Source organism: Ruegeria sp. CDSB013 (assembly GCF_059611165.1).
In genome coordinates, this window is the sequence record NZ_JBXWPA010000025.1 from 1 (window position 1) to 25,692 (window position 25,692).

Genomic DNA, 25,692 nt, shown 5'->3' on the forward strand with positions numbered 1-25,692 from the left:
TAAATGAGATCGCCACGGGTTGCTCCTGTCATGTCACAGCACGCGTTAACAGAACTGCGTTCAATCTGACAGGTGCGGTAGAGTTTGCGACAGAACCTACGGCGTGTCGCAAACGAGCACATGACAAAAATCACCTTCACGCGCCTACCCGAGATTGCGGTCGAGGATATTGCGGAGCATATGTCCGATCCAGCTCTGGCTCTGCACATGCCTTTGCTCCAAGGCAACTGGGATGAGCGGCGCACAGCTGACTTCGTGGCAATGAGAGAAGCCAAGTGGGCGCAGGACGGGTTGGGCCATTGGGCAATTCTGGCGGACGGCGCGTATGTGGGATGGGGCGGCTTTAAGCGTGAAGGTCCTGACTGGGACTACGGTCTCGTGCTGAAACCCTCGGCCTTCGGGTTGGGGATGAGGATAACCGCTCAAGCGCTGGAGTTTGCGCACGGCGAAGATCGTATCCCATGCGTGACGCTCCTGCTTCCTCCTAGTCGCACAAAATTGGGGGCATTGAAGCGCATGGGCGCAAGGTTTGAGGGCGAGATGACATACGATGGATCGATGTTCCGAAAGTATCGCCTTGTAACCAGTGCCCCTTGAGCCGGCCCATCGCCGACCTTCGATTTGCAATCAGGTTTCAGCGATCGCAACCCGCATTGCAGATGGGGTGGATGGCCCCCCGCTCCCGGCGTCGCAATGCGCCATAGTTCAGGTGTCATGATCTGCGGTTGAGAGGAGCCACCCCCATGCAGGATATCGCCGCTGGCCTGGATTTGACCAAGAACATCTTTCATGTGCACGGCGTCACAGATGACAGGCAAGATGTGTAACCGGCCTTTACGCTGACCTCAGGTCCTAGTGTTTTTCCAGCTTCTTGCGCCATGTTTGGTCGGAATCGAGGCTTGTTCGTCCAGCCACTACTGGGCGTATCGACTTTCGAAACTAGGTCATACAGTCCGGCTGATGCCGCCGACGTACGTCAAACCCTATATATAGCAGCCAATCCGATGCTTTGGATGCAGAAGCGATCTGCGAGGCGGTGACGCAACCGACCATGCGGTTTGTCGAAATCAAATCCGAAGAGCAACAAGCACTTCTATCGTTGCATCAGGCGCGCGACTTCGTCGTTCGTCAGCGCACTCAACTGATCAACATGCTGCGCAGCCTTGCAACTGAGTTCGGCATCACCATTGCGCGCGGAGTCGCCCGCGCCATCGATTTTGCGAAATGGATCGTCAAAGGAGGCCATGCCGAACTGCCTGAGTTGGCTCAAGAATTTCTTCGGGTCCTCAGCCGGCAGTTGATCGACCTGCACAATCGTCTTGGCTGGTACAAGATCACGATGCGCATCAAGGTCAGCGGTCAAAACCGCATAAACAGGCCGGACATAAGACCGCTTCTGAAAAGACACGCAAAACCACATTTAACCCTTTGCTATGCGGGCGCCATCCACACAAGACATTCGCAGTATGCGGATTTCACCTGCAGCCAAACTGACGCTTCGCGCGTCGTTGCAGCTTAACTCTTTGATGGAATAGACATTCACCAACTAAGGTCCTCGTCGTCGGCGCGGATCGCGGCATTGTACGGCTCTGAACCCCTTTTGGACAATGCCGTGCGAGGCACTAGTGGCTGGCAGCAATAACAAAGTTGCGGATGTATATTTTTCTGGACGTCAGATCAGATCAAACTTGCACGATAGGGATGCAAAGTTCTTTTCGCAGCGCATCAAATTCAATGGCTCAAGCCGGCTAATCCATTCTGTTCGAGGTTTCGAGTGTTCGTGATGCGGTATTATTTGCATGCGGTTTGCCACACGGTAGTACTAGGGTGACCCCGTGTGGCATTGCTTTAGGCAATCAGGTTCTGATCGATCACTTCGAACGCAAATTCGTCGACAGTAAACATGGTGTCATCTAACGCTGACAGCTCAACTGCGTCAAAGGTCGTACGCCCAAGCGATCCTGAGAAATCGCCATCGTCAGCATCCGCCACCATGGTGCCGACAAGAACACCGTCATCGTAGAAGGCAACCTCGACTTCACCGCTGCCGTGACTGTCGCCAAAGCTAAAGATGAACTCCACCGCTTCCAGGTCCGTGTCTTCCAGCGCAATTCTGAGGCTTTCGTCACCGTCAACCGATGCGGCATCGCGGCTAAACAACGAGTCGTCGAATGAGAACACGCCAATCGCCCCATGTTTGATCGCAACCAGCTCGAAATTGGTTGGATCGATCGCATCCACTTTGATACCCACATCCGAAAACGTGAGACTGTTGCGCACCGGGCCAAGCCGGTCGACATCCACAACTTCGCCATCGATGCTTTCAAAGGCCTTGGTTTTGAACCAGCGGCCCGCTTCGAACTCAACGGCCAAACTCTGGGTTTCTGGAATGAACAGGCTTGCCACCATGGGATCGTGATCCGAGGCGCGCCCGCTGGTTGCGGCGAACTCCGAATTGACGTGGACGATATCAACCAATGCCCCGGAATGCAGATCCTCGGACACGAGAATATGGTCCAACGACTGGCTGTTGCCCTGAAACTCAAAGCTATAACGTTCGTCTTCCGGAATATCGTTTGTCAGGTTGACGAGGTCGGTATTGGCCTCAAGGTCAGCTACGGGTGAGACAAATTCAAACTCGTTGAAGTCACCCAACACAACAGCATTGGCGCCATCACCCAGCCCGTTGACGAAATCCTGAACGGCCTGGCTCTGGGCCTGGCGCTCATCCAGACTGCCGTTCACATCAACGCCTTCCTGACGGGCCGCAAAGTCCTGTTCGGTTCCCAGAATAGGCGCGGAACCACCTTTGGATGAAAAGTGATTGTTGACCACCGTGACGGTTTCACCGTTGAAGACAAAATCAGCGACCAACGGCAAACGTGCGCCCTCAAAGGCCTCGCCTTCACCTTGGCCGCCGATAGTCTGCACGGATCCTTCCACTAACGAGACACGATCCGGATTGTAGAGAAAGGCGGTGCGGATGTTGCCGCCGGGCTGACCCCCGGATGTTCCGTCCCCGATAAAGGTGTTGTCGATCACCTCATAAGCCGGACCACCCGCCGCCAGGATAGCCGCGGCCAGTTCCGCCAGGGTTTCCGACGCTGAGATGGTTCCGTCATTTTCCGATCCCGAATTGTCCTGCACCTCTTGCAGACCAATGATGTCCGGGCTGTTGAGGTTATTGGTGATCTGCTCGGCAATGGCGGCAAATCGACCGTCGGCAACATCTTGATCGCCGTCGCCATCATTAGGGTCGAGGTTAAGAACATTGTATGTGGCAATCGTCAGCTCATTGTTTGAACTGGCGAGTGTGGTCGTTTCCTGTTCCAACCCGGCTGACTGGATATTCGGTGTAAAATCCTCGGTCGGCAGGATTTCGTAATTTCCGAAACTATAGCCCACCACACCCGTGACGTCGCCAAGGTGATCGCCGACATTCACTGTGGGAAAGTCGAAATCGAAAATCCCACTGTCTTCGTCGATCTGGATTTTCTCAGGATTGAAGTCGTCTGGCGAGATATTGAGCGTTCCGCGCTCTGAAAGACCAGTTGCGCCACTGCCCTGATCGGCAACCGCAAAGATTTCACCGAACCGGCTGGTTCCGCTGACGGCTTGCAGATCGGTGGCGGTCACGCGCATCCCTTCCAGGCTTTCGAAGAAATCGATACCGTCCTGGGTTGGATCGAATGAGGCAAACGCATCATCGTCGATGCTTTGATTTGGAACAGACCGCTCACCCGGATCATTGCCAATCAGAACCGCCTCAGGCAACTCATTGCCCGATGACTGCACCTCAAGGTCGAAAACATCGGTCAGTTGTGTGGTCGGCAGGTTGCGGCTGCTGGTGCCGCCGGGAAAAAACTCGGCAACCGTCCCACCCACAGAAATGGCATCGCCCACGGTGACGGTCGGGTTCGATCCAGTGAACACAAAAATCGCATCCGAGGTCGCATCGTTGCCATCGCCATCAGGGTCCTGCAGATAGAACCCGTTGGAATCCACCGCGGTGACGATGCCGCTGGTTGAAACCATGTCGCCCAGAACACTCGACGGTCCGGCGGGCAGGTTCGCGAAGAAATCCGCAACCGTTTGTCCATCTGCAAGAACAAATTCAGACACGTGGCCCGCGCCCTGGATTTCATAGATCGACACGATTTCAATGTCGCTTGCCGAGATGGACACCTCGACAACAGGGGCCAGAATACCGTCGAATGCGGGATCGTCCGAGGTTACCGTGTGCTGAATGTCCACGACCTCGGCCGCTTCGGGCAAATCGTCGTCAACGGCGGTGACGGCGACTTGTTGAGGCTGGTCAAAGTTGGTTGCGTCAAACACCAGTTCAGTTGGCACGACGTCAAGATCAGCCCCTGCGGCTATGGTGATCGTGACCGGCTGTTCGGGCGCGACTGACAACGTGACTTCATATGTATCTGCCATTCCCCCTTCATCGGTCGTCAGGTCCAAATCATTTATGATGACCGATGGCGAGGGCGCGGCATCCGTGACGGTGAACCCCGCAGGTTCAACATCTTCAATCCTGGTATTGCTGGTTGTCCAGTTGGCCGGGTCGTTGATGGCGGCCTGTAATTCGGCCTTTGTACCGGAAAGCGGGCCGTTATAAACACCGTTGTCGGTTTCGGTGAGGGCAATTGCGCTGGTGCCGACGGTCAACCCCGAGGGCAGTGCAGACGTATTCGGCGATGTTGCGTCAGGCTCATATCCGTCCCCATTGAAATGAACCGATGCGACAAAACTGGGCGTGTCGTCGTCACCCTGATACGCGTGGATCTGATCGCCGCTGGCCGAAAAGTTTGGCCCGGTAAATGCGGGGTTTATCACTGTACCCGCAGCGATGTTCGCAGGTGCCGTCCAGACGAATATACCCTCACTGCTGCGAAACCCGCCGGCTGCGAACCAACCGTTATCAGTGAATTTAATCTCGGTTCCGGCTTCGATGTCGGTCAAAGCAACAAATGTGAACTCGTCGGGATTGTCTGAATTGAACCCGGTAAACGCAATGTCACCCGCAGCCAATGTAGTAACCATATGAGCCTCGCTTTTTTGATCTAGTGAAAGAACAGCGCGTCGGTATCCGACTCGCCTCAGCACAACTCACGGTAGCTCAACCTGGAGATGTTAGTTACATGCATGTTCGTAGTCGGCCCAATACGGCGGAGCTTTGCCGTCTGAAATCACGGCAAGGTATTTCGATCTGTGTTCTGCAGTCCAACGCTCTTCGATCCGAGCCCAGGGTCTCCGTATTTTCTTGGGATGTCGGCCGGTATCGTCATGTGACTTTTTCGACGTAACTGGCGGGAAACCTTCGCTACCGACGAAATTTTAGTCTGGATGTGACGGCAGAAGGATGGACCAAGCCCTCGTGTAACTGACTTGTTCGAACTGTTGCGCACGGCCCGAACCGGATGAGGTGGATGGCTCCTTTCCTAGCAGTCGATGACAACTGCACTTTGGCACATTCGATGCCGGTGGAGCAGGAGCCACCCACCTCATCCGTTTTGAGCTCAAAGCGAAATATTAGATTCCCCGGCTCTCCCCTGTCATCCGTGATATCGTTTACAGGCTTGCGGTTGGTAAGCGGGGCACAATGGGGGAATTGGGGATGACGAGCGACATTACAGTTGTTGGACTGGGCGCAATGGGAACTGCTCTGGCAACCGCGCTCTTGGACTCCGGGCGTAACGTCACCGTCTGGAACCGCACGCAGGACAAAACGACCTCCTTGGTGGATCGTGGTGCGCGGGTGGCTGATGATTTGGATGAGGCCATTTCGGCAAGCCCCAGGACATTGATCTGCCTTCTCAACTACTCAACCACAAACGCTCTTTTTGATACTCCTCCAGTCTCAAAGGCGGCCGCCGGTAGAAACATTATTCAGCTTGGCACTTCGTCGCCGCAAGAATCAGAGGACAGTAGAAAGCAATTTAACAATTGGGGCGCAGGTTACCTTGACGGCACGATAATGTGTTGGCCAGGCGATATCGGAACGTCAACCGGCCGGATAGCGGTCGCCGGAGACGAAATCGCATTTTCAGATAGCAAGGCAAACCTGGACGTACTCGCCGGCGATTTACGCTACTTGGGTTCCAACGTCCGCTCGGCAGCGACATTGGAGCTTGCGTTTCTTTCGCGACTCCTTGGAATAATTTTTGGGAGTATTCATGGATCGCTCGTCTGCGAAGCAGAGGGATTGCCTGTGTCTGAGTTCACGTCCATCCTTCCCGCAGGTGACAGGGCTATCCCACTTACCGAAGCAATCCATGCAGGTTCCTTCGACGAGATTTCTGGCGGCGGCGCATCAGTTGATGTGGCAGGAGAGGCGGTCACCGGTTTGTACAATCACGCTGTTTCTATGGGTATCAACACTGAACTACCAACTGTAATGCGCAATTGGGTCAAACGTGCGCAGGACGCTGGCTTTGGAAAACAGGAAACTGCAGCAATCATCAAAGCGCTTCGAAAAAATTGAAGCGCCAATTGTCCGCTGCGTCCTGCTTTGCGGCCTTTCCAATTCGCCAGAAAACGTTCATTCAATCTACGCACACTCAAACCTCAGCACGGCCACCCCTTATGCCTCTTCCCACTCCCCATGCCGTCGTATTCGATATGGATGGCCTGTTGCTCGACACCGAGCGTGTATACTTCGAGGGCTTCCGTACAACGCTTGACGCTCTCGGATTGCCGCGTGACGACGACCTGTTCCGTCGGCTAGTCGGCACAAACCGTGCGCTGGGACGCCGACTTTTAACCGAAGGGCTAGCTGGGCGCGTCACGCTGGAAGAATTTGATGCCGTCTGGGACGCCGAAATCGCGCAACGGCTGGCGGATTGCATCCCTGTCAAACCGGGTGCGCGCGCGATGGCAGAACACCTACGCGAGCGGGATATACCTTACATCATCGCCACCAGCACCCAGACAGAAAAGGCGCATCTGCATCTCGAGCGAGCGGGTCTCAGCGCGCTTTTTCGCGACGTAGTAGGCGGCGATCAGGTCGCTGCCAGCAAGCCTGCGCCAGATATCTACCTACATGCCACAGCACGCCTGGGTCAGGATCCGTCAAACTGTGTTGCGTTCGAGGATTCGCCCAACGGCGTCCGCGCGGCCCACGCGGCAGGCCTCATTACGGTGCAAGTCCCCGATATCGTCGCCCCCGACGCCGAACTACGTGCACTCGGGCATCACATCGCCAGCAACATCATCGCCGGGGCCCACGCGGTTGGTCTGATGGCAGTTCCGGAATAGAAAGCTGACCATCGCGCAAATGCAGCGAAAGCGCAGATTGTCCCGCCTACCTGTGAATTTGAGTCGTCTTGATCGCTGCGCTGAGCACGATTGACCGTTCTTCTCGCTGAGTAGCGGCAAGCTGACCAATGCTTGCGCAGCAGTTTTTTTGCTATGTGCTCACGCAGCACAAAACTGCGATGACCGGGTTGGGCTCGCACTGACACCATCGCCGCGATCTGCACCAAAGCTCCTGTAACACCGGGCCACGTTTTGCCTGCGCGTGAGCTATTGGGCGATTTGTCGATGGCAACCGGTGACGCGGAAGGAGCGGCGGAGGCGTATCAGTCCGTTCTAACATCTTCTCCCAATCGTAAACGAAGTATTCTTGGGATGGAGAAGGCGACAGAACAGTCAGTTAAAGCGGGGGTTTAATCCGCAAACAAGTAACGCGTTGACCCGCCCCTTGGAACTGCCACTAGATCAAACGGGGTGTTTGAGTCAGTGCGGCAAAACTGTGTATTGTCCTCTCACACACTATCTTTACCTGGCACCGAGCGTCCCCGAAGTCCGGCGGGTCATAGATCGCACTTACGCGAAACTGACAGAAGCTGGTGAAAACGGCTGAACGGAAGCGTTACAAAACGCCAGAATCCAATATTCGCGTATGTCATTCTGACGCCGTCGAAGTGGTTCAAACCGGAACTTTACATCAGCGGTCAATTTCCTTGATTTCTAGCTTCCAGACGCTCCAGATTTACAACTGTGGAAAGCATTAACCGATCATGGCTCCAATCCTGAGTTTGACGGATTGATGCAGAACCAATGGCAAGGACTGTAGCCAAGGTTAATGTCATCCCGAGAAACGCTGCTGGTAAGTGTGTCGTCGTGATTGGCGCCTCAGTCAGCGCGACTACGCGTTGCCGCAATACATGCTTTGCCTTGGTGCCGTTCACCAAAGCCACGTGAAGAACGCGTGGGTTACTCAATGCGACTGACCGCGCACAATAGTCCAACAGGCAAGCGGTATAGTCTTTTGCGTTGATCCCTTTGCGCGACACAACAGATTGATCACAGGCCAGTTCCCGAAGTCGGTCAAACTGAAGCTTCAATACAAGATAAGCCGGGTTCCAGAACAATACTGGTCGCAGGAGTTCGAAGCCCAATTCCCACTCCACATCCCTAGCACGGATATGCTGGAACTCATGAGCCAGCGCGAACCGGAGTTCGGCTGGCGCGTTCAACAGATGGCTGGGCAAAACGACATGCCGGCGACGCAAGCCCCGCACGGCAAAGGGCACGGTTACACGGTCGGACAGGCGAATATCTACATTCGATGAGCGGCGCCAAAGGAAGCTGGATTTTACAGCCTTACGAATAGCCCAAGCATCGCGCATTACCCTGATCGCCAACATTGCCGAAATCAGCGCCAGCGCGATCGAAGCGTAGGTTACAAAGGCATTGTTGCCGGACAATACGTGATCAATCCATCGCTCGCGGCTATTCAGCAGCGCTTCGAATTGCGCTGCTGGCATAGCGATGTCGCCGCGCAAGTAGGCGGCAACAGCAATGTCACCCAATGCCACTGCACGTCCCGGCCAAACCAGACCGGCAATTGTCGAAACACCCAGTGCCAAAAACGGGCTCAGTACAACACAAATGCATAGCGTCTTGAGGGAACGGAGTTGCGCAACAAAGCCATATCGCATCGATGTACGACCCAACGCCGCGCGGGCAGCCAGCCAAATTAACGCTGACAATCCAAGCACAATATTGAACTCGAGAAACGCGTCGAGAACCGGTTTAACCGCCGTCATTTTGCAGTCTCCTCTCTACCAGTGCTCGAATTTCCTCCAGATCATCTTCTGTCAGCCCCGCATCGTCGACCAGCCTTGCAACCAACGTTGCGGGGGTGTCGTCGAACAACGTTCGGGAAAGATTTTGCAGCGAACGCGACTGATACCTGTCTTTTTCCAGAAGTGGCCGATACGTCAGCGACTTGCCGTTTTTCTCGCTTTCTACAAATCCCTTTTCATCGAGGATGCGCAAAATTGTTGCGCCGGATGTGTAGGCCAGATTTCGATCCGGCGGCAAACGATCAAGAACGTCACGGACCGAGCCCTGACCCAGCGCCCAGAGCTCGTTCATGAACTCCAGCTCTACTTCAGTCAGTAAGTTTGTTGTTTTTTTCTTTCGCATCAGTCTCGGTGTCGCCATTTTTTAGTATGCCTGACAGACAAGCATCCTTTCGCAGTTTCGCAAAGCTTAAACTTTCCAGAAGACGAAGATGCCCCAACCGATGGACAAAAACAGCGGCGTCCAAACCGGTTGCCCAACCAATCCGAGCCAGGCCAGAAAGATGTAGGCAGCCCCGAGAAGCGTGATGAAGAGACGATCGCCGAGCGTGGTGGTCAGACCCAATACGCCGCGCCGCTCAATCCCGTCGCGATATTTGAAGCCTTCGAGAACGCCAATCAGCGCGATGGCTGAGAATATCCCAACGAAAACTGCAAGTGTCGCAGGCGTCCAGGCCATCCAAAAATCGGGCCACAAAGGGTTGGTCCAGGAAAATCCCTTTTCCTCTTGTTGGCCAACGTTGCCCCATCCGGTCTGAGCCTGAGCCAAGGTTGTCGTAGGTAGGAAGGGGAGGATGAGAAGAAGTTTACGCATATCGAACCTCACACACGACCCATCGCGAAACCGCGCGCGATGTAGTTGCGGACAAACCAAATGACGATGGCTCCGGGGATGATAGTCAGGGTTCCGGCAGCGGCCAGCAGGCCCAGCTCGTACCCGGCGCTGGAGGCAGTACGCGTCATGACGGCCGCGATGGGTTTAGCCTCCACCGCAGTCAGGGTCTTAGCCAACAGCATCTCGACCCACGAAAACATGAAACAGAAGAAGGCCGCGACACCGACACCCGCTTTGATGTTCGGCAGGAAAATCGTCACGAAGAAACGTGGGAACGAATAGCCATCCACATATGCGGTCTCATCCAGTTCTTTGGGAATGCCGCGCATGAAACCTTCTAGGATCCAAACAGCCAACGGCACGTTGAACAGTGTATGGGCAAGTGCCACGGCCAGATATGTGTCGAACAATCCGATAGACGAGTACAGCTGGAAGAAAGGCAGCGCAAACACCGCAGCCGGAGCCATACGGTTGGTCAGCAGCCAAAAGAACAGCTGCTTGTCACCAAGGAACCGATAGCGCGAGAACGCATAAGCGGCGGGCAAGGCCACACAAACGGAAAGCACCGTGTTGATTGTCACGTAGGCAATCGAATTTATGTAGCCCCAATACCACGTCGGATCTGTGAAGATGGTGATGTAATTCTCCAGCGTGAAGGTCTGCGGGAACAGGGAAAAGCCCGACAGAATCTCGTTCGTGGTCTTGAAGGACATCGCCACCAGCCAATAGATCGGCAGCATCAGAAACGCGATATAGAGGATTGGGATAAGGGACCGCTTCTTCATTGCGCGTCATCCTTTGTCATCAGAGTGTAGAAGACCCAAGACACCAGCAGCGTGATGGCGAAGTAGATCAGGCTCATCGCGGCTGCAGGACCAAGGTCGAACTGTCCCAGAGCGATCTTCACAAGGTCGATCGACAGCAAGGTGGTTGAATTGCCGGGGCCGCCGCCGGTCAGAACGAAGGGCTCGGTATAGATGTTGAAACTGTCCATGAACCGCAGCAGTACTGCGATGGTCAGGACTGTTTTCATCTTGGGCAGCTGAATATAGCGGAACACCGACCACGGGCTGGCGCCGTCAATCTTGGCGGCCTGATAATAGGCGTCCGGGATCGACACGAGGCCAGCATAGCAGAGTAGTACGACCAATGAAGTCCAGTGCCAGACATCCATGATGACGACCGTGATCCACGCCGACAGCGGCTGCTGCGTCATGTCATAGTTGATGCCCAAAACGTCATTTAGGAAATAGCCCAGCAAGCCGATCTTGGGCAGGGTAAAGATATTCCACATCGACCCGACTACATTCCACGGGATCAGCATCGGCAGAGCCATGAGAACCAGACAAACAGGAACCCAGAACCCTTTGCGCGGCATCGACAGGGCCACAATAATGCCAAGCGGCACCTCAATCAGCAGGATCAGGAAGGTGAACAGGAACTGCCGTCCCAGCGCGGCCTGGAAGCGATCCGAGCGCAGGATCTGTTCGAACCAGCCCAGACCCTCCCAGAAGAATTGGTTGTTGCCGAAGGTCTCTTGCACTGAGTAGTTTACCACCGTCATCATCGGCACCAGCGCGTTGAACGCGACGAGTGCCAGCACCGGCAAGACAAAGAACCATGCCTTTTGGTTTTCCGTTCTCATTGTGCCCGCTCCTCGCTTGCGATCCAGCCGTCGCGATAGACGCGCGATTGTTCTGATTTGAATTGCAGGAAAACCTGCGAGCCCGGCTCAGGCACGCTGTTTTCGGTCACGGCCTTCAGGGCGGTATTGCCGACCATCGCGCTGACCACGTAGTGGCGGCCGATATCCGAAACCTTGGTCACATGCGCCGGAATGCCGGTGTCGCCGAAGCCAACATATTCTGGGCGGATACCCAAATCGGTGCGGCCCCCCTCGCCGTGGGTCGGACCCTCCAGCATCACCTCGTGGCCTTCGAACACCGCGCGGTCGCCCTTGGCCTCACACGGTAGAACATTCATGCCGGGTGATCCGATGAAGTGGCCGACAAATGTGTGTTGGGGGCGCTCGAACAGTTCAACCGGCGTTCCGATCTGCACCACCTCGCCTTCCTGCATCACAACCACCTCGTCCGCGAAGGTCAAAGCTTCGGTCTGGTCGTGGGTCACGTAGATCATCGTGGCCTGCACACGCTGGTGCAGCTCTTTCAGCTTGGACCGCAGCTTCCATTTCAGATGGGGATCGATCACAGTCAGCGGCTCATCGAACATCACCGCGTTCACGTCATCACGGACCAGACCGCGCCCCATCGAGATCTTCTGCTTGTTATCCGGGCTCAGACCCGAGGCACGGGTATTCAGCATATCCGTGACGTCCAGCATCTCGGCAATCTCATCGACGCGACGTTTGATCGTCGCCGCATCAACACCTCGGTTTTTCAGCGGAAACGCCAGGTTCTCGCCTACTGTCATCGTGTCGTAGATTACCGGGAACTGGAATACTTGCGCGATATTACGCTGGTCAGGCGGCAGAGCCGTCACGTTGCGATCATCGAAAAGGATCTGGCCCTCGGACGGCATCAACAAGCCCGAGATGATGTTCAACAACGTGGACTTCCCGCACCCTGATGGCCCCAACAGGGCATATGCCCCACCATCACGCCATGTCACGTCGATTTCCTTCAGTGCATAGTCTTCCGGACCTGCCGGCGTCGGCATGTAGCTGTGTTTTAGGTTTGAAAGCTTGATCTGTGCCATGTCAGGCTACCCTTTTGCCGTCTTGGCCGAAATACCGGCAATGGGCCGGGTTCATGAAAAAACGGTGGTCTTCGCCCACCTGATATGGGTGTACACCAGCTGCCAAAGAGACCCACGCATCGTCCCCATGCTGGAAATGAGCGCTGGAATCCGACCCTGACAATTCGGTTACAATCACCCGACCGGTCAGCTCCACATCGGCATCCGAGGTGCGGATTGGTGTCACTCGGTGCGGCCGCACTGCGACCATGTACTCGCCATCGGTCATATCCGCGACCTGCCAGCCACCTCCACCCGCCAATCGCGCTTGTGCGCCGGACACGGTGACGCGAGCCACATTGATCGGCGGATCTGAGAACACGCGCGCAGCAGCAATATTCTCGGGGTTGCGATAGATATCAGCCGTCGGGCCGAATTGCGTAACCCGACCGTCTTCCATAAGGGCGGTATATCCACCCAAAAGCAGCGCCTCTTCGGGTTCCGAGGTGGCGTAAACCACCACCGCCCCACGACCGGCAAACAGGTCGGGTAGCTGTTCACGCAGTTCTTCGCGCAGTTTGTAATCCAGGTTGGCCAACGGTTCATCGAGGAACACGGCTCGGCTTTCTTTTGCGATGGCTCGGGCCAACGCGGTACGTTGTTGTTGGCCGCCTGACAGCTCATGCGGTCGGCGATGCAACATCGGGCGCAGCTGCAGCAAGTCGGCGGCCTCTTCCACGCGTCCTTCAATCTCGGATTTCGCCATCCCTGCCACACGCAAAGGCGAGGCAATGTTGTCAAAGACAGTCATATGCGGGTAGTTCACGAAGAACTGGTGCACGAGGCTGATCTGCCGCTTTTGCGTGTTCAGCCTTGTGACGTCCTGCCCGTCCATCAGCACCTTGCCCGAGGCGATCGGGTCTAGCCCGGCCATCATCTTGATCAGAGAGGTTTTGCCCGATCCCGTCGCGCCCAGCAGCACATTGAAATGGCCGGTTTGCAGCGTCAGGGTCGTGGGCTTGATATGGATAACGTTGCCAAAGCGTTTGGTGGCATCTTGTAGTTCGATCATGTCCGTGGATTCCGGTTCTTCAGTGCGTCGCACTGGTCTTGAGGTGGGGATGCCTAAAGCGGCATCCCCGGGTTTCAATGGCTTATTGAGACTGCCAGCGTTGAACCAGTTCGTCATAGTTGACGGTCTGACCCTGCGGCTTTTCGTTCTCGAGCTTGGCTTTGGGCGAGCCTGCTTTTTCCAACCAGAACGACGCATCCTGCGGTTCGTTCAAGCGGGGACCACAGCCACCGTAGACACCAGCACTTTCATCCGCGGCCTGCATGCGGGCCATGGTGATGTCCATCTCCTCGGCCAGACGGTCCATCGCCTCTTGCGGGGTGAAGGCGCCTGAGTTCACGTCACCGATCTGCTGCCACCAGATCTGAGCCAGCTTCGGATAGTCCGGCACGTTGATACCGGTCGGCGACCATGCCACACGGTCAGGCGAGCGGTAGAACTCGACCAGACCACCCAGCTTAGGTGCGCGCTCGGTGAACGACTCGTGGTTGACCGAGCTGTCGCGGATGAAGGTCAGACCCACGTGGGACTTCTTCACATCGACGGTCTTGGACGTCACGAACTGAGCATAGAGCCAAGCCGCCTGAGCACGATCCGCAGGGGTCGACTTCAGGAAGGTCCAGGAACCCACGTCCTGATACCCGACCTTCTGGCCATCTTCCCAATAGGGGCCGTGCGGGCTGGGTGCCATCCGCCACAGCGGCGTGCCTTCGTCATCTACAGTATTGTTGCCTTCGGACTTCGGCTTCACCATGTCGGCGGTAAAGGCTGTGTACCAGAAGATCTGCTGGGCCACGTTGCCCTGGCTGAGCGCCGGCAGCGACTGATAGAAGTCATAAGACGCCGCACCCGGAGGTGCATAGTTCCGCAGCCATTCATCCCACTTACGGATCGCATAGACCGCAGCCGGACCGTTCGCAGCACCACCGCGTGACACCGAAGCGCCGACAGGGTTACAGGTGCCTGCTTCCATGCGGATGCCCCATTCGTCGACGGGGATACCGTTTGGCTCGCCTTTATCACCTGCACCAGCCATCGACAGCCATGCATCAGTCATACGCCAGCCCAGGTCGGGCGCACGCTTGCCGTAATCCATGTGACCATAGATCGTGGTGCCGTCGACTTCTTTCACGTCGTTGGTGAAGAAATCTGCGATGTCTTCGTAAGCTGACCAGTTGACCGGAACACCCAGATCGTAGCCGTACTTCTCTTTGAACGCGGCTTTGTTGGCCTCATCATCGAACCAGTCCTTGCGGAACCAATAGAGGTTTGCGAACTGCTGATCCGGCAGCTGATACAGCTTGCCGTCCGGACCGGTGGTGAACTGAATGCCCATGAAGTCATCCAGATCCAGCGTCGGTGAGGTCGTACCGGCCCAGTCGCCACCCATCATGTCGGTCAGCGGATAGGCCAGCTGCAAACGCGAATGCGTGCCGATCAGGTCACTGTCGTTGACATAGCCATCATACAGGTTCCGGCCTGTCTGCAACTGGGTCTGAACCGCCTGAACCACTTCGCCCTCACCAAGGATCTGGTGATTGACCTTGATACCGGTGATTTCCTCGAACGCCTTGGTCAGGACCTCGGATTCGTAGGAGTGGGTCGGAATGCCTTCGGACAGAACGTTGATTTCCATGCCAGCATAAGGCTGTGCAGCTTCGATGAACCATTGCATTTCCGCCATCTGTTCGTCTTTCGACAGGGTCGATGGCTGGAATTCGTCGTCGATCCAACGTTGTGCTGCGGCTTCGTCGGCCCAAACGGGACCGTGCCCCGCAATGACGGCAGCAGCCGCCACTGCGGAAAGTAGATGTCTCCGCATCTCTTTCCTCCCAAAAAATTATGGTTTTCCGGCGCAAACCGGATAGCAGACAGCATCAGCGATTTTCTGCGCACCTGTCAAACTAAATTTTTAGTAATTGAGTGGAGCGCCTGGAAGTAATTGAAAATTGGAACTTTTTGCAATTCATGAACTACATGCGGACAATTATTCATCTTAGGCCTGAGGATGCGTGCAAGACACTCGTATTGCTAGTGCTCATGCGCGTCAGGGCCTGATTCCTTCCTGTGACGCTGACAGGCGCTTCTAATTTAGGAGACTTGTTGAGTCCCGGTGGAACAAATCACCAGATGTTCTAACAACCTACCTACCACATCGGTCTTTTCGAGCTGTCTTATATCTCGGCCGACAATTGGAGACTAAATCAATTTAGTTTTGGTTTTGTTACACCCATCCTTGAAATTCTAGATGAAAGTCAACTTCGTTTCTTACAGCGTTTACCATTACTTTGGGTCAAAACTCGGATCAGGAGGTACACTGTGACAAACTTATTGGTCGCATCGAATGTCGGCTTTCACATGACACACATATGAAACAAGAGAGCGAAGCGAATATCTTGTGTGGATGGCTCCTGCATAGCAAATCCTTTTTGATCTGATTTGTGCATTTGTCAGAAGCAGTCATGTGTCCTGCCTGTTTGCGCGGTTTTGACCGCTAGCCCTGATGGGTTCCGCAAACCAAGTTCCTATCAGCTTTACGGACTATTATGCTCGCGCCATTCGGCGGAGTTTCTTGGCTTTGGCGGCAGACTTATGCACCATCATCTCGCGGGTCTTGCTAACTCGATGTTCCTTTCGTCTCAGGCTACAGCGCGTGGGCTGTAAAGTTCGTTGCGGGTGAGCACTGCCCGGACGATCCGGGCAGTCTTATTAGCCATTGCGACAGTTGCGACCAGCGCAGGTATGCGTTCGAGTTGTGATGTCAGCCACTTGCTGGCGCGTTCAGGGTGTGACCGTGTCTGTCGGACTAATGATGTCATGCCGACGACAAGCAAAGATCGCAGATACTGATCGCCCACCTTGGTGATCCGCCCCAGCTTCTCCTTGCCGCCGCTGGATTTGTTTGCGGGGGTCAAACCCAACCAGGCAGCAAATTCCCTGCCGTTTCGGAACTGATGCCCATCGCCGATGCTGGCGATAATCGCAGAGGCCGTTACCGCACCGATGCCCGGGATTGTGCGCAACAAGCGCACCCGTTCATCTTCTTTGGCCACTTGCTTCAGGCGTCCTTCGTACCAGCGGACCCTTTTATGCAAAGCCATGAGTTGTTCGCACAGATTGTGGATCACTTCATTGGCGATGTCGGGCAAATCGAGAACCTCACCAAGTGTGATATCCTCAGAAAAGCTGATCACCCGGACGAGACCTCTTGGAATGAAGATGCCAAACTCAGCAACCAAGCCACGCAGATTGTTGATGAGTTGCGTTCTCTGGCGCACCAGAAGATCGCGGGCACGATGGAGTGACAGCAGAGATTGTTGTTCGACCGTTTTGGTGGCCACAAAGCGCATGGTCGGTCGGGTCACAGCCTCGCAGATGGCCTCGGCATCGATGGCATCCGACTTTCCACGTTTGACGTTTGGCTTTACATACATCGGCGGGATCAGTCGAACCTCGTAACCCATTGCAGTAAGTTCGCGGGCCCAATGATGCGCACTACTGCACGACTCCATGCCGATTAAGCAGGGGCCCGGTTTTGCAAAGAACGACAGAAATTGCGCTCGTCGCAATGGCTTGGTGAACACGACTTCTTCGGTCGCGGTGATCCCGTGGACTTGGAAACGTTCTTGGCCAGATCAACGCCAATTGTGGCGACTTGCATGGGGTGGCTCCTCTCATAAGCAGATCTTGACACCCCCATTATGGCGCATTGCGACGCCGGTTGGAGCAGAAGCCATCCACCCCATCAGATTTGGGCCGCTCGTGGCAGTATTTTCAATTGCAACAAGGTTCGGCCAGAGGTGGGCTACAACGTTCAATTCCGAACCCGCTACTTCCGGCCCGGTCGCTATTAAGCCTTTGCGGACGCCAGCCGTTCCATAGCACTTTTGAGGGGCATTGCCCGTACTCCCCCCGGCCCCGGCACTTCCTTCCCGTCCGCATAGACAAGTATGCGTTCTGAGACGTCCAAATCTTCTGTCGCGATGTGAAATCCGCGCGTCACCCTGGCAGATGTCGGCCGTTTGATCTCTATGGCCCAGAGGGCGCCTCGGGGAAGCTTCAACATCAAATCAACCTCAGCGCCTGCGGAAGAGCGATAGAAGCTTGCTTCAGTTCCGCGTGCCGCAGCGGCGATCAGGCTCTCGATACAGAAGCCTTCCCAACTGCCTCTGACAACCGGATCCCGGTGGATCAACCCTAACCCAAATCGAGGCCTTCAAAACCTCCGATTGAAGCGTCGCGATCATTCATGCCGGATAACAACCTGATCGAGCAGGATTACAGGTTCATCAAGCGTCGCATATGCCACATGTGCGGGTTCAAGTCGTTCGCTTCAGCGGCCGCAACGCTCGGCGGAATCGAAGTGTCGCACATGATCCGAAAGGGCCAACTTACGCCCGAACTTTGTCCATTTCAGCAGTTCGCTGAGCTCGCCACCTGACTCACAAGCGATTGCTCAAACAACTCAACGGGCTCAAATCTTGGCGACAAAACCGATCGATGTCACTGTGCCCTTAATTACTGGACGCAGAAACATTGCCGGACATTTGGTCCGATTTTGTGCCTTTAATTCTCGTATATCCACAGGATAGCGGCGATTTTTTGCAACGGTGCGATCCGCACATCCGAGCAATTCCGCACTGTCCACAACACTTTCTAATCGGGCGCCAAATTTGGCGATACATCCCGTTGCGACAAGGAGAAGGCTTCTTCCCCTTGTCGCGGTTTGTTCAGATCAACCATCTCATTCGATTAAAATTTGATGCTGCCCTTGATAAAGGCGCTGTTGATGCGTGTATTGTCCGAGAACCGGCCCCGATATCCAAGCTGAATGGATTTTTCGCCTTGGGTAAAGAACGTCACGCCCGCTTCGACATCGGCAAACAAGTTGTCGGCATCTGTCGAGTTGGTGAAATCAGGTCCATCGCCAAGACGAGCCGTCACGGTTGTATCCGTATTGTTGAAATACGTCGCCCCGATTTTTCCGTATGCACGCAACGCCAGATTTTCGCGGATCTGCCGGTCCTGACCGAACTCCAGTGACGGGCTGACCGAGAAATAGGTCTCGCTGTTGGCGTCCAAGGACAGGCCCGTTGCTGACGTCCCGGATTCCGTGAATCCGTCACGCTTAACGCGCGTCAGGTTCAAATCCAGCATAGGCTTGAGATAACCCGAGCTGCGTTCAATCAGATATGCCGCTCGTACCTGTGCCGACAGATAATCGACGTCGTAGTTCGATGTGTTCGATGCGTTGAGGCCGCCGAACGTGACGGAACGCGTCGTGTCGAAATCGCCCACACCGCCAGCGATTGCCCCGGACAAGGCAAACCGCCCGAACGTGCGCTTCAGGCTCAGGCCGACCGAATACGAGTCAAAATCACTATCGACGCCGGACGTTGAGGAGATATCGCCAGATTCGTACGCCAGTGCAAACCCGGCAAACCAATCGGGCCGGAACTCAAGCTGACCACCGACGCTGATCCCGTAGGACCGGCTGTCGTAACCGACAGAATCCGACGTTCCATCCTGATCGAAATGCCGGGTCTGAGGCCGTGCCCAGAAACAGCTGCCTTCCGAGATGGCGGCGTATTCTACGCCGGTCACTTGGCACGAAAACAGCTGATTGGTGAAGTTCTGAGCGTTGACCAATGCCGCGCTTTCACTGCTGAGAAGTCCCGCCGCGCCAAGTTGGTCATACGCTTCTTTCAATTCATCGGCGTTAGACACTTCGTTAAGCAGGGCGTTGGTTACCGGGGCAATGTTCTCATCCCCGTCTTCAAAGGCCGCATCAATTGCATTGGCGGTGTTGCGCTGATTGGCGTTCAGCCCAGCGCCAGGAGCGGCGAAGTTTACGTTGGTCGCCAGGACCACGTCATTTGCATTGGGAAACCGCAGTTCAGCCTGCAGGATTGGGCTGATGGAGAAACCATTCAGAGTCACACCTTCGTTCGCCGTGCCACCTTCCGCAGTCAAAATTGTGAATTGCTGGGACCGGGCCGACCCGTTCAATACGTTGACGTCGACGGTACCGTTCAAGGCTGCGGTTTCTGAAACGTTCAAGCGGTCCGCCGCGCCGCTATCCAGGTCGAGATCGACGGCGAAGCGGCCACTTTCCCCCTGCACCAGTCGGCCTGTCACACTCGTGGTTGCGATCGTTCCCCGCCCACCCGGAGACAGCACCCCGTCATTGGTCAAAGTGTTTCCTGCACCCAGATTGACAACGCCACCAGTGTTGAAAGTACTGCCAGCCTGGTTGTTGAAAGCATTTGTGCCTTCGCCCAGCATAATAGCACCGTTGGCTGTTGCGGTCAGTGTTCCGAAATTGTTGATCGTAGTGTTACCAGCGCCTCCGATCACAGCAGATCCACCCAGCGACGACAGGACAACCTCACCCGCCGTATTCAGAACATTCGTTGCACCCGCAGCCGAGTCAAAACGTATGGCCGAACCATCACCTGAGCCACCTTGGACAGTTGCACCATTGATGGAGACAGTGGACGTATTCATAGCTGAGCCTGTGACACGGATACCGCTGGCGCGTGCGCCCTCTGCCGAAATGTTGTCGCCGACTCGGATCGCAGTGTTCCCCCGGCCAGGGTTTTGAACTTCAATCCCGTTTGATTGGTCGCCGCGGGTCAAGATTTCGCCGGTGGACTCGATTTCAACAGTTACGGCGGTGTCACTTTCAATTTCGATGCCACGGATTTCCGCAACAATCCCGTTGGCGTCGACCCCAGCGGTTTCAATCCTGCCCGTATTGTTAACAGCAACATTCCCGACACCAGCTTCCTTGCCCGCTCCGATCCCATTCGCAGACCTTCCTGCAGTAGTGATCGCACCATTAGACTGGATTTTCACTTCCCCATCGCCGTTCAAACCAATCCCGACAATACCAGTGGATGCCTCTGCCTGTGTGGCGATAACGCTGTTCGAAGTAATGACCGTATCGCCCCCCTCAACGTTCAAAACCGTGACGCCGGAAGAAGATTCACCTCTTGTTGTGATATTCCCGCTGGTATCGATCTCAACGTTCCCAGTGCCCGATTTACGGACGAGAATTCCTAACGCGTTGGCACCGGCCGTCGTGATGTTCCCGGTTGCAATGAGTCCGACATTATTGTCGGCATCGGGGCTAAACGAATTGATGTCGATTCCCCTCGCCGCATCGCCCTGCGTTTCGATATTTGCAGCCACATCGACAGAAATGTCCCCGACACCTTGCGTGCGCTCGGCCATGATCCCGTCGCCATTGTTGCCCGAGGTTCTGATTTCACCCAACGCACGGATCGCAATGTCGCCCGAGCCTCCCTGCTGTTGGGCACGAATTCCGTTCGCGTCTGCCCCCGATGTCGAAATGGTTCCGGTCGAGGTAATTTCGATTTCTCCGTTTCCGGAGCGGGTCGCAAGAATACCAACACCAGAGTTATTCCGGGTTGTGATGTTTCCTTGTGACGTGACCAAAATGTTACCATCAACGTTCCGCAACATTTGGGCCTCTATGCCTTGGTTCGCAGCCACGATGTTGCCGGTTTGAGTAATGTTGATGTCGCCGTTGCCATCGTAGCGAGTAACAGAAATGCCGCTGTTTGACTCCGATGTAATATCGCCATTGGATTGGATGGTAACACTGTCACCGTCGGTCAAAACAGAAATTGCTTCCTGACGGGAAGTCAGGTCGCCAGTACTGACAATCTCAATGTCTCCCGTTGAATGCAAGTCGACGAACACGGCATTACTTCTTGCGGAGATATCACCGGTGTTTGTTATCGTGACGTTGCCGTCGCCCTCGCCTTCGTCGGGAACGAGCGCACTGATTCCGTCCCCTTCGGCAGTGATTGTTCCGTTCGATGAGATTGTAATATCACCGGTTGTTTCAGCGTCGATCCCGTTAACTCCAGCGGTGACGTTTCCGGTCGATGTGATTGTGATATTGTCAGTTGCGGCAGCTTCAATTCCTCCGCCGCTTGCGCGTATCTGTCCGGTTGAAGTGATGGAGATGCTGCCGTCTTCGGTGGTGCCATCCAATCCGTCATTCCTGTTGGTCGTAACATCGCCCGTTGATTCAATCGTGATGTCTCCTGCACCATCGATGTCCACCTCAATCCCATCCTGATTTGAAGTGATATTGCCGGTGGATCTTACTGTGATATCGCCATCCCCATCGACGTCAATTCCGATGGCTTCTTCACCCGCACCGGTCTGGGTTGAGAGATTTCCGACCGAGGCGACCGTTACATTCCCATCCTCAACATCAATTTCAATCGCGTGGCCGTTCTGGGACGCAATATCGCCCTGTGATGTTACAGACACATCGCTGGCGTCGGCGCCAATGAGAACGCCATTCGCGTACGCATCGATATTCCCTTCCGAGGCGATCGTTACGTTGCCTTCACCGTTGGCTCTGACTTCGATCGCATCTGCGCCTTCGCTGCGGGTGGTGATATCCCCGGTCGAAGTTACGGCAACAGTGCCGCTTCCGTCTTCGTTAACGAGGATCCCGTCGGAGTCCGTGCCCTGTGTGGTAATGTTCCCTGCAGATGTGATCTGCACATTGTTGCGCGACGTGGCGGTCTCAGAATTCGCGAAAATACCAGCGGAGGCGTCGCCAGTCGTGTTGATATTGCCGGTCGAGGAGATGCTGATATCTCCGTCGGCATCTCCCAAATTCTCTGCACGGATCGCATGTGCCTCTGAGCCGGCCGTCGACAAGTTACCGGTTGAGTTAATTTCGATTGCCCCGAGTTCACTTTGGACAGCACGAATGCCGCTCGCAAGGTCTTGCTGGGTTGTGATATTCCCTTGCGAAGTGATCAAGATATTGCCAACGGCACCCGGATTGAGCTGGGCATCGATGCCTGTTCCTGCGGCCGCGATGTTGCCGGTTTGGGTGATGTCAATGTTGCCGTCACCATCGGAGCGAAACACGACAATACCCCTGGCCCGTTCTGACGTAACATCACCTGTGGATTGAAGGGTGACATTGTCACCGTTGGACAGAACAAAAATTGTCTCGGCGCGCGAACTCAGGTTGCCATTGTTTGCAATCTCAACATCGCCCGTGCCATTCAGATTGACGTTCAAAGCATGATTGATTGCATCAATGTCGCCATTGGTATTTATCCTCACATTGCCATCAACGCCGCTGTCGCCAGAAACATTGGTTTCAATTCCGCTTCCTCTTGCGCTGATGTCTCCGGTCGATGAGATCGAAATATTGCCGGCCGCGTCAGCTTCGATTCCGTTATCATTCGCACGTATTGTCCCAGTCGAAGTGATGGAGATACTGCCGTCTTCGGTGGTGGCATCCAATCCGTCATTTGTATTGGTCGTAACATCGCCTGTTGATTCAATGACGATGTTTCCAGTTCCATCGACGTCCACCTCAATACCATCCTGATTTGAAGCGATATTGCCTGTGGACCTGACGGTGATATCGCCGTCCCCGTCGACGTCAATCCTGATGGCTTCTTCACCCGCACCAGTCTGGGTTGACAGATTCCCGACCGAGTCGACCGTTACATTCCCATCCTCAACGTCAATGTCGATCGCTTCGTCTCGCACGGATGCAACATCACCCCGAGAGGTAAGTGTTACGTTGCCTGCGTCTGTACTAAGTCTGATACTGTCCCCGTTCGCATTGACGTCGCCGGTTGAGGAAACGCTAATATTGCCGTTGGGACCTTGGTGTTCCACGATTATCCCGGGGGTGTTAAGACCAGATGTAATGATCCCGCGCGACCCGGTCGTATCCGCGTTCAATGTAAGATCCCCGGCTTCGGAAACGAAAGAGATTCCGACAACTCCGGTCGCCGGAGTTATTCCCTCTGGGTCAACATTATTCACATTCAACGTTTCAACCGGTTCTGCAACCGAGATTCCTGCCTCTAGGTCTCCGCTACAATTTACGGTTGTTCCGCTGGTCGTACATTGAGGGTCGCCGGGAACAACCTGGGCCTGAACGTCAGCAGGCATTGCCAGCGATGCAACACCAGCGGCTGAACCGATCAGCGCTGATTTGATGATTTTTCTGTCTATTTTGACAATTTTTCGGCGAAGTGCGATTGCACGGCGACGAGCCTTACGGTTACCGACCATTATTTCTCTACTTTTTTGCTGTTGGTCAGCCTTATCAGGACCTGACCGGATCGATGACAATTGAAGCCAACCTTTGATTGAGGTCGGTTTTGGCGTCATCTACTTTGATGTGTTTGAAAGACTATCTATTGCAGATACCAGCTCACCCTCAGCGCCCAAGAAATTGGTGCTGCTTGAACTGTGCGTGCGCTGCACGGAGCCTTCGATACCGTGATAACTTTAAAAGTTACCCAACCAATTACATACTCATCCCAGTTTCCTTGCCTAACCAGGTCGACATAAGGCCCCACTCATGCCGCCCCAAAACCATTCTCAATCAACACCCAGATTCTCTTTCTTTCGAAGAGCGACTATCGGACCCTTAAACTTTTGGTCAATAAATCAACATGTATGGTTTCGATACACATAGCCTATCGCCAATGGCAATCTATAGCGAAGGCGGTGACTGACATGACCCGTTTTCCCTGAGAACTTTTACAAAAGCCGCCCCTGCCGGAGAGTGCCGCCGACCAGACACGGCAAGCACGGATGTAAGGCAAGTGACGTCCAGATCCGCCACGGGCATAGAGCAAACCTCAGGTGGACAAGGTGCGCCTTCGGGTAAGAAAGCCACGCCAAGGTTTGCACTGAGAAAGCTCATGGTATCGCATCTCGAAGTCATGGTGTGGACCTTTCCCGGCGAAACACTCGCCTCATGGAACCGCGTCAGCAGCTTTTTGTCGTAGTCGCTGAAAGGTTCCAGCAAAAGAGCTTCGTTCCCCAACATGTTGAGAGAAAACCTGTTCAAATCAGAAAACCGGCTCTTTACAGACATAAACGCGAAAATTCGTTCCTCAACCCGGCTGAGTGTTTCGAAACGCTCCCAATGTCCGTCACGACCTGTCGCAACAGCAAAATCTAGGTCGCCATACTCAAGCGCACTAAACACAGCGTCGCGACTGTCACGCACGATAGTCAGCTCTGCTGCCGCAATATCTGACACTAGGGTTTGAATAGCTCCGACGATCCTATCCGCTTCGACGGCGCGCGTCATACCAATGCGAATAGATGCCCGATCACCCTGAGAAAAATCTTCCGCCAGTCGCATTGCTTGCAATGCACCCTCATAGCATTTTTGGAGCACTGGATACATCATCTGACCCAGTTCGGTCAGATGTGTCCGTGCGCGCTCTCTCCGAAACAGATCTCCACCAAGCTGTTCCTCAAGGCGCTTTATTCCACGGGTTAGCGAGGGTTGCGAAACGTCGCATTTTTTTGCTGCCTTTGTGAAATTGAAGGTTTCACAAACCGCAAGATAGTATTTGACCTGATTCAGTTCCATTTTGCCTTGAAGTTGATTCAAACCTGCTGGTTAATAAGTCCTAGGTGACGCCAAAATTTGCCTCAAGCCCAGGACATCCGAACTTACATTAACGTGATGAAACCGTGAGCAACGGAGCACTCGAGCCGTTCAAATCCGGGCCCTCCGGAACGGATCTATTGCGAACTTTTTACTGTTTGCGCTCCTAAGTGCCTCGAGTGAATGGCTATCAAAATTTTGATGTCGAATGACTGTTCAGGGCCTCTTTCAAAGGCGCACAGTATCCGAAGGATGTGATCCTCTTCGCCGTCTTCCTACATGCCCGTTACTGTATGTCATTTCTCGATTTGGAAGGGTTCTGTCGCAAGTTCCTTAAGCACTCTGTTTGAATTGAAACTTTTTTGATTCCGGCGATCCGAGTTTCAACTTGGGAGTGCAGAAAAGATGGTTTCATTCAAAGGTGTGCACTTCCCAAGGACGTAATCTTACATGCGGTCTGGTTCTGTCGCAAACTCTACCGCACCTGTCAGATTGAACGCAGTTCTGTTAACGCGTGCCGGGACATGACAGGAGCAACCCGTGGCGATCTCATTTT

At 54.7% G+C, this 25,692-nt stretch carries 15 protein-coding genes and 3 pseudogenes; 5 read left to right on the forward strand and 13 right to left on the reverse strand.

The genetic code is table 11. From position 1 onward, the window contains the following. Window positions 1-120 precede the first annotated feature (120 nt). Window positions 121-597 carry a GNAT family N-acetyltransferase gene (locus AC2FJF_RS23785; protein ID WP_496727478.1) on the forward strand — a complete coding sequence of 159 codons (477 nt, stop codon included), beginning with the start codon at window positions 121-123 and terminating at the stop codon, window positions 595-597. Between the two features lie 146 nt (window positions 598-743). Further along, window positions 744-1,351, forward strand: a pseudogene (locus AC2FJF_RS23790) (IS110 family RNA-guided transposase); the annotation flags it as partial. A gap of 497 nt (window positions 1,352-1,848) precedes the next feature. Here the strand turns inward: AC2FJF_RS23790 and AC2FJF_RS23795 are convergent. Then, window positions 1,849-5,049, reverse strand: a complete 3,201-nt coding sequence (locus tag AC2FJF_RS23795) for a DUF8508 domain-containing protein (RefSeq protein ID WP_496727479.1) — start codon at window positions 5,047-5,049, stop codon at window positions 1,849-1,851. A gap of 574 nt (window positions 5,050-5,623) precedes the next feature. On the opposite strand from AC2FJF_RS23795, the gene AC2FJF_RS23800 reads away from it, so the two are divergent. Together AC2FJF_RS23800 and AC2FJF_RS23805 are read left to right on the forward strand one after the other, a co-directional pair. Next, window positions 5,624-6,490: an NAD(P)-dependent oxidoreductase gene (locus tag AC2FJF_RS23800; protein ID WP_496727480.1), complete on the forward strand. Its 867-nt coding sequence runs from the start codon at window positions 5,624-5,626 to the stop codon at window positions 6,488-6,490. A 101-nt stretch (window positions 6,491-6,591) separates the two neighbouring features. Beyond that, a complete protein-coding gene (locus AC2FJF_RS23805; protein WP_496727481.1) occupies window positions 6,592-7,263 on the forward strand; it encodes an HAD family hydrolase in 672 nt (223 codons plus the stop codon). A gap of 698 nt (window positions 7,264-7,961) precedes the next feature. Here AC2FJF_RS23805 and AC2FJF_RS23810 read toward each other — a convergent pair. From AC2FJF_RS23810 to AC2FJF_RS23855, 10 genes and pseudogenes are all read right to left on the reverse strand, one after another. After that, a complete protein-coding gene (locus AC2FJF_RS23810; RefSeq protein WP_496727482.1) occupies window positions 7,962-9,059 on the reverse strand; it encodes a M56 family metallopeptidase in 1,098 nt (365 codons plus the stop codon). Then, a complete protein-coding gene (locus tag AC2FJF_RS23815; protein ID WP_170559558.1) occupies window positions 9,046-9,441 on the reverse strand; it encodes a BlaI/MecI/CopY family transcriptional regulator in 396 nt (131 codons plus the stop codon). The genes AC2FJF_RS23810 and AC2FJF_RS23815 overlap by 14 nt, the downstream gene beginning before the upstream one ends. A 66-nt stretch (window positions 9,442-9,507) precedes the next feature. Beyond that, window positions 9,508-9,912 carry a DUF2160 domain-containing protein gene (locus tag AC2FJF_RS23820; protein WP_496727483.1) on the reverse strand — a complete coding sequence of 135 codons (405 nt, stop codon included), beginning with the start codon at window positions 9,910-9,912 and terminating at the stop codon, window positions 9,508-9,510. 8 nt (window positions 9,913-9,920) lie between these two features. Continuing rightward, window positions 9,921-10,718 carry a carbohydrate ABC transporter permease gene (locus tag AC2FJF_RS23825; protein WP_058274621.1) on the reverse strand — a complete coding sequence of 266 codons (798 nt, stop codon included), beginning with the start codon at window positions 10,716-10,718 and terminating at the stop codon, window positions 9,921-9,923. Beyond that, on the reverse strand, window positions 10,715-11,578 hold the full coding sequence (locus tag AC2FJF_RS23830) for a carbohydrate ABC transporter permease (RefSeq protein WP_058274620.1): 864 nt from the start codon (window positions 11,576-11,578) through the stop codon (window positions 10,715-10,717). The genes AC2FJF_RS23825 and AC2FJF_RS23830 overlap by 4 nt, the downstream gene beginning before the upstream one ends. Continuing rightward, window positions 11,575-12,651: an ABC transporter ATP-binding protein gene (locus AC2FJF_RS23835; protein ID WP_496727484.1), complete on the reverse strand. Its 1,077-nt coding sequence runs from the start codon at window positions 12,649-12,651 to the stop codon at window positions 11,575-11,577. The genes AC2FJF_RS23830 and AC2FJF_RS23835 overlap by 4 nt, the downstream gene beginning before the upstream one ends. 1 nt (window position 12,652) lies before the next feature. Further along, window positions 12,653-13,702, reverse strand: coding sequence for an ABC transporter ATP-binding protein (locus tag AC2FJF_RS23840; RefSeq protein WP_496727485.1), 1,050 nt, complete (start codon window positions 13,700-13,702; stop codon window positions 12,653-12,655). An 82-nt stretch (window positions 13,703-13,784) separates the two neighbouring features. Then, window positions 13,785-15,524 carry an ABC transporter substrate-binding protein gene (locus tag AC2FJF_RS23845; RefSeq protein ID WP_496727486.1) on the reverse strand — a complete coding sequence of 580 codons (1,740 nt, stop codon included), beginning with the start codon at window positions 15,522-15,524 and terminating at the stop codon, window positions 13,785-13,787. 817 nt (window positions 15,525-16,341) lie between these two features. Next, window positions 16,342-17,363, reverse strand: a pseudogene (locus AC2FJF_RS23850) (IS110 family RNA-guided transposase). A gap of 189 nt (window positions 17,364-17,552) precedes the next feature. After that, window positions 17,553-17,897 (reverse strand): DUF4143 domain-containing protein, encoded by a 345-nt coding sequence (locus tag AC2FJF_RS23855; RefSeq protein ID WP_496727487.1) that lies wholly within the window; start codon window positions 17,895-17,897, stop codon window positions 17,553-17,555. A gap of 63 nt (window positions 17,898-17,960) precedes the next feature. On the opposite strand from AC2FJF_RS23855, the pseudogene AC2FJF_RS23860 reads away from it, so the two are divergent. Beyond that, window positions 17,961-18,143 (forward strand): annotated as a pseudogene (locus tag AC2FJF_RS23860) (DDE-type integrase/transposase/recombinase); the annotation flags it as partial. Between the two features lie 311 nt (window positions 18,144-18,454). Here the strand turns inward: AC2FJF_RS23860 and AC2FJF_RS23865 are convergent. Both AC2FJF_RS23865 and AC2FJF_RS23870 read right to left on the reverse strand, forming a co-directional pair. Next, on the reverse strand, window positions 18,455-23,797 hold the full coding sequence (locus AC2FJF_RS23865; protein ID WP_496727488.1) for an autotransporter domain-containing protein: 5,343 nt from the start codon (window positions 23,795-23,797) through the stop codon (window positions 18,455-18,457). Between the two features lie 427 nt (window positions 23,798-24,224). Continuing rightward, entirely contained in the window at window positions 24,225-25,118 is an 894-nt protein-coding gene (locus AC2FJF_RS23870; protein ID WP_496727489.1) for a LysR family transcriptional regulator, read from the reverse strand. Between the last annotated feature and the right edge of the window lie 574 nt (window positions 25,119-25,692).

What these genes read in the sequence shown, in the direction of transcription:
- AC2FJF_RS23830 (WP_058274620.1), bottom strand. Translation starts at nt 11,578, where the DNA reads ATGAGAACGGAAAACCAAAAGGCATGGTTCTTTGTCTTGCCGGTGCTG.
- AC2FJF_RS23870 (WP_496727489.1), bottom strand. Translation starts at nt 25,118, where the DNA reads ATGGAACTGAATCAGGTCAAATACTATCTTGCGGTTTGTGAAACCTTC.
- AC2FJF_RS23815 (WP_170559558.1), bottom strand. Translation starts at nt 9,441, where the DNA reads ATGCGAAAGAAAAAAACAACAAACTTACTGACTGAAGTAGAGCTGGAG.
- AC2FJF_RS23800 (WP_496727480.1), top strand. Translation starts at nt 5,624, where the DNA reads ATGACGAGCGACATTACAGTTGTTGGACTGGGCGCAATGGGAACTGCT.
- AC2FJF_RS23845 (WP_496727486.1), bottom strand. Translation starts at nt 15,524, where the DNA reads ATGCGGAGACATCTACTTTCCGCAGTGGCGGCTGCTGCCGTCATTGCG.
- AC2FJF_RS23840 (WP_496727485.1), bottom strand. Translation starts at nt 13,702, where the DNA reads ATGATCGAACTACAAGATGCCACCAAACGCTTTGGCAACGTTATCCAT.
- AC2FJF_RS23820 (WP_496727483.1), bottom strand. Translation starts at nt 9,912, where the DNA reads ATGCGTAAACTTCTTCTCATCCTCCCCTTCCTACCTACGACAACCTTG.
- AC2FJF_RS23785 (WP_496727478.1), top strand. Translation starts at nt 121, where the DNA reads ATGACAAAAATCACCTTCACGCGCCTACCCGAGATTGCGGTCGAGGAT.
- AC2FJF_RS23795 (WP_496727479.1), bottom strand. Translation starts at nt 5,049, where the DNA reads ATGGTTACTACATTGGCTGCGGGTGACATTGCGTTTACCGGGTTCAAT.
- AC2FJF_RS23865 (WP_496727488.1), bottom strand. Translation starts at nt 23,797, where the DNA reads ATGGTCGGTAACCGTAAGGCTCGTCGCCGTGCAATCGCACTTCGCCGA.
- AC2FJF_RS23810 (WP_496727482.1), bottom strand. Translation starts at nt 9,059, where the DNA reads ATGACGGCGGTTAAACCGGTTCTCGACGCGTTTCTCGAGTTCAATATT.
- AC2FJF_RS23835 (WP_496727484.1), bottom strand. Translation starts at nt 12,651, where the DNA reads ATGGCACAGATCAAGCTTTCAAACCTAAAACACAGCTACATGCCGACG.
- AC2FJF_RS23825 (WP_058274621.1), bottom strand. Translation starts at nt 10,718, where the DNA reads ATGAAGAAGCGGTCCCTTATCCCAATCCTCTATATCGCGTTTCTGATG.
- AC2FJF_RS23805 (WP_496727481.1), top strand. Translation starts at nt 6,592, where the DNA reads ATGCCTCTTCCCACTCCCCATGCCGTCGTATTCGATATGGATGGCCTG.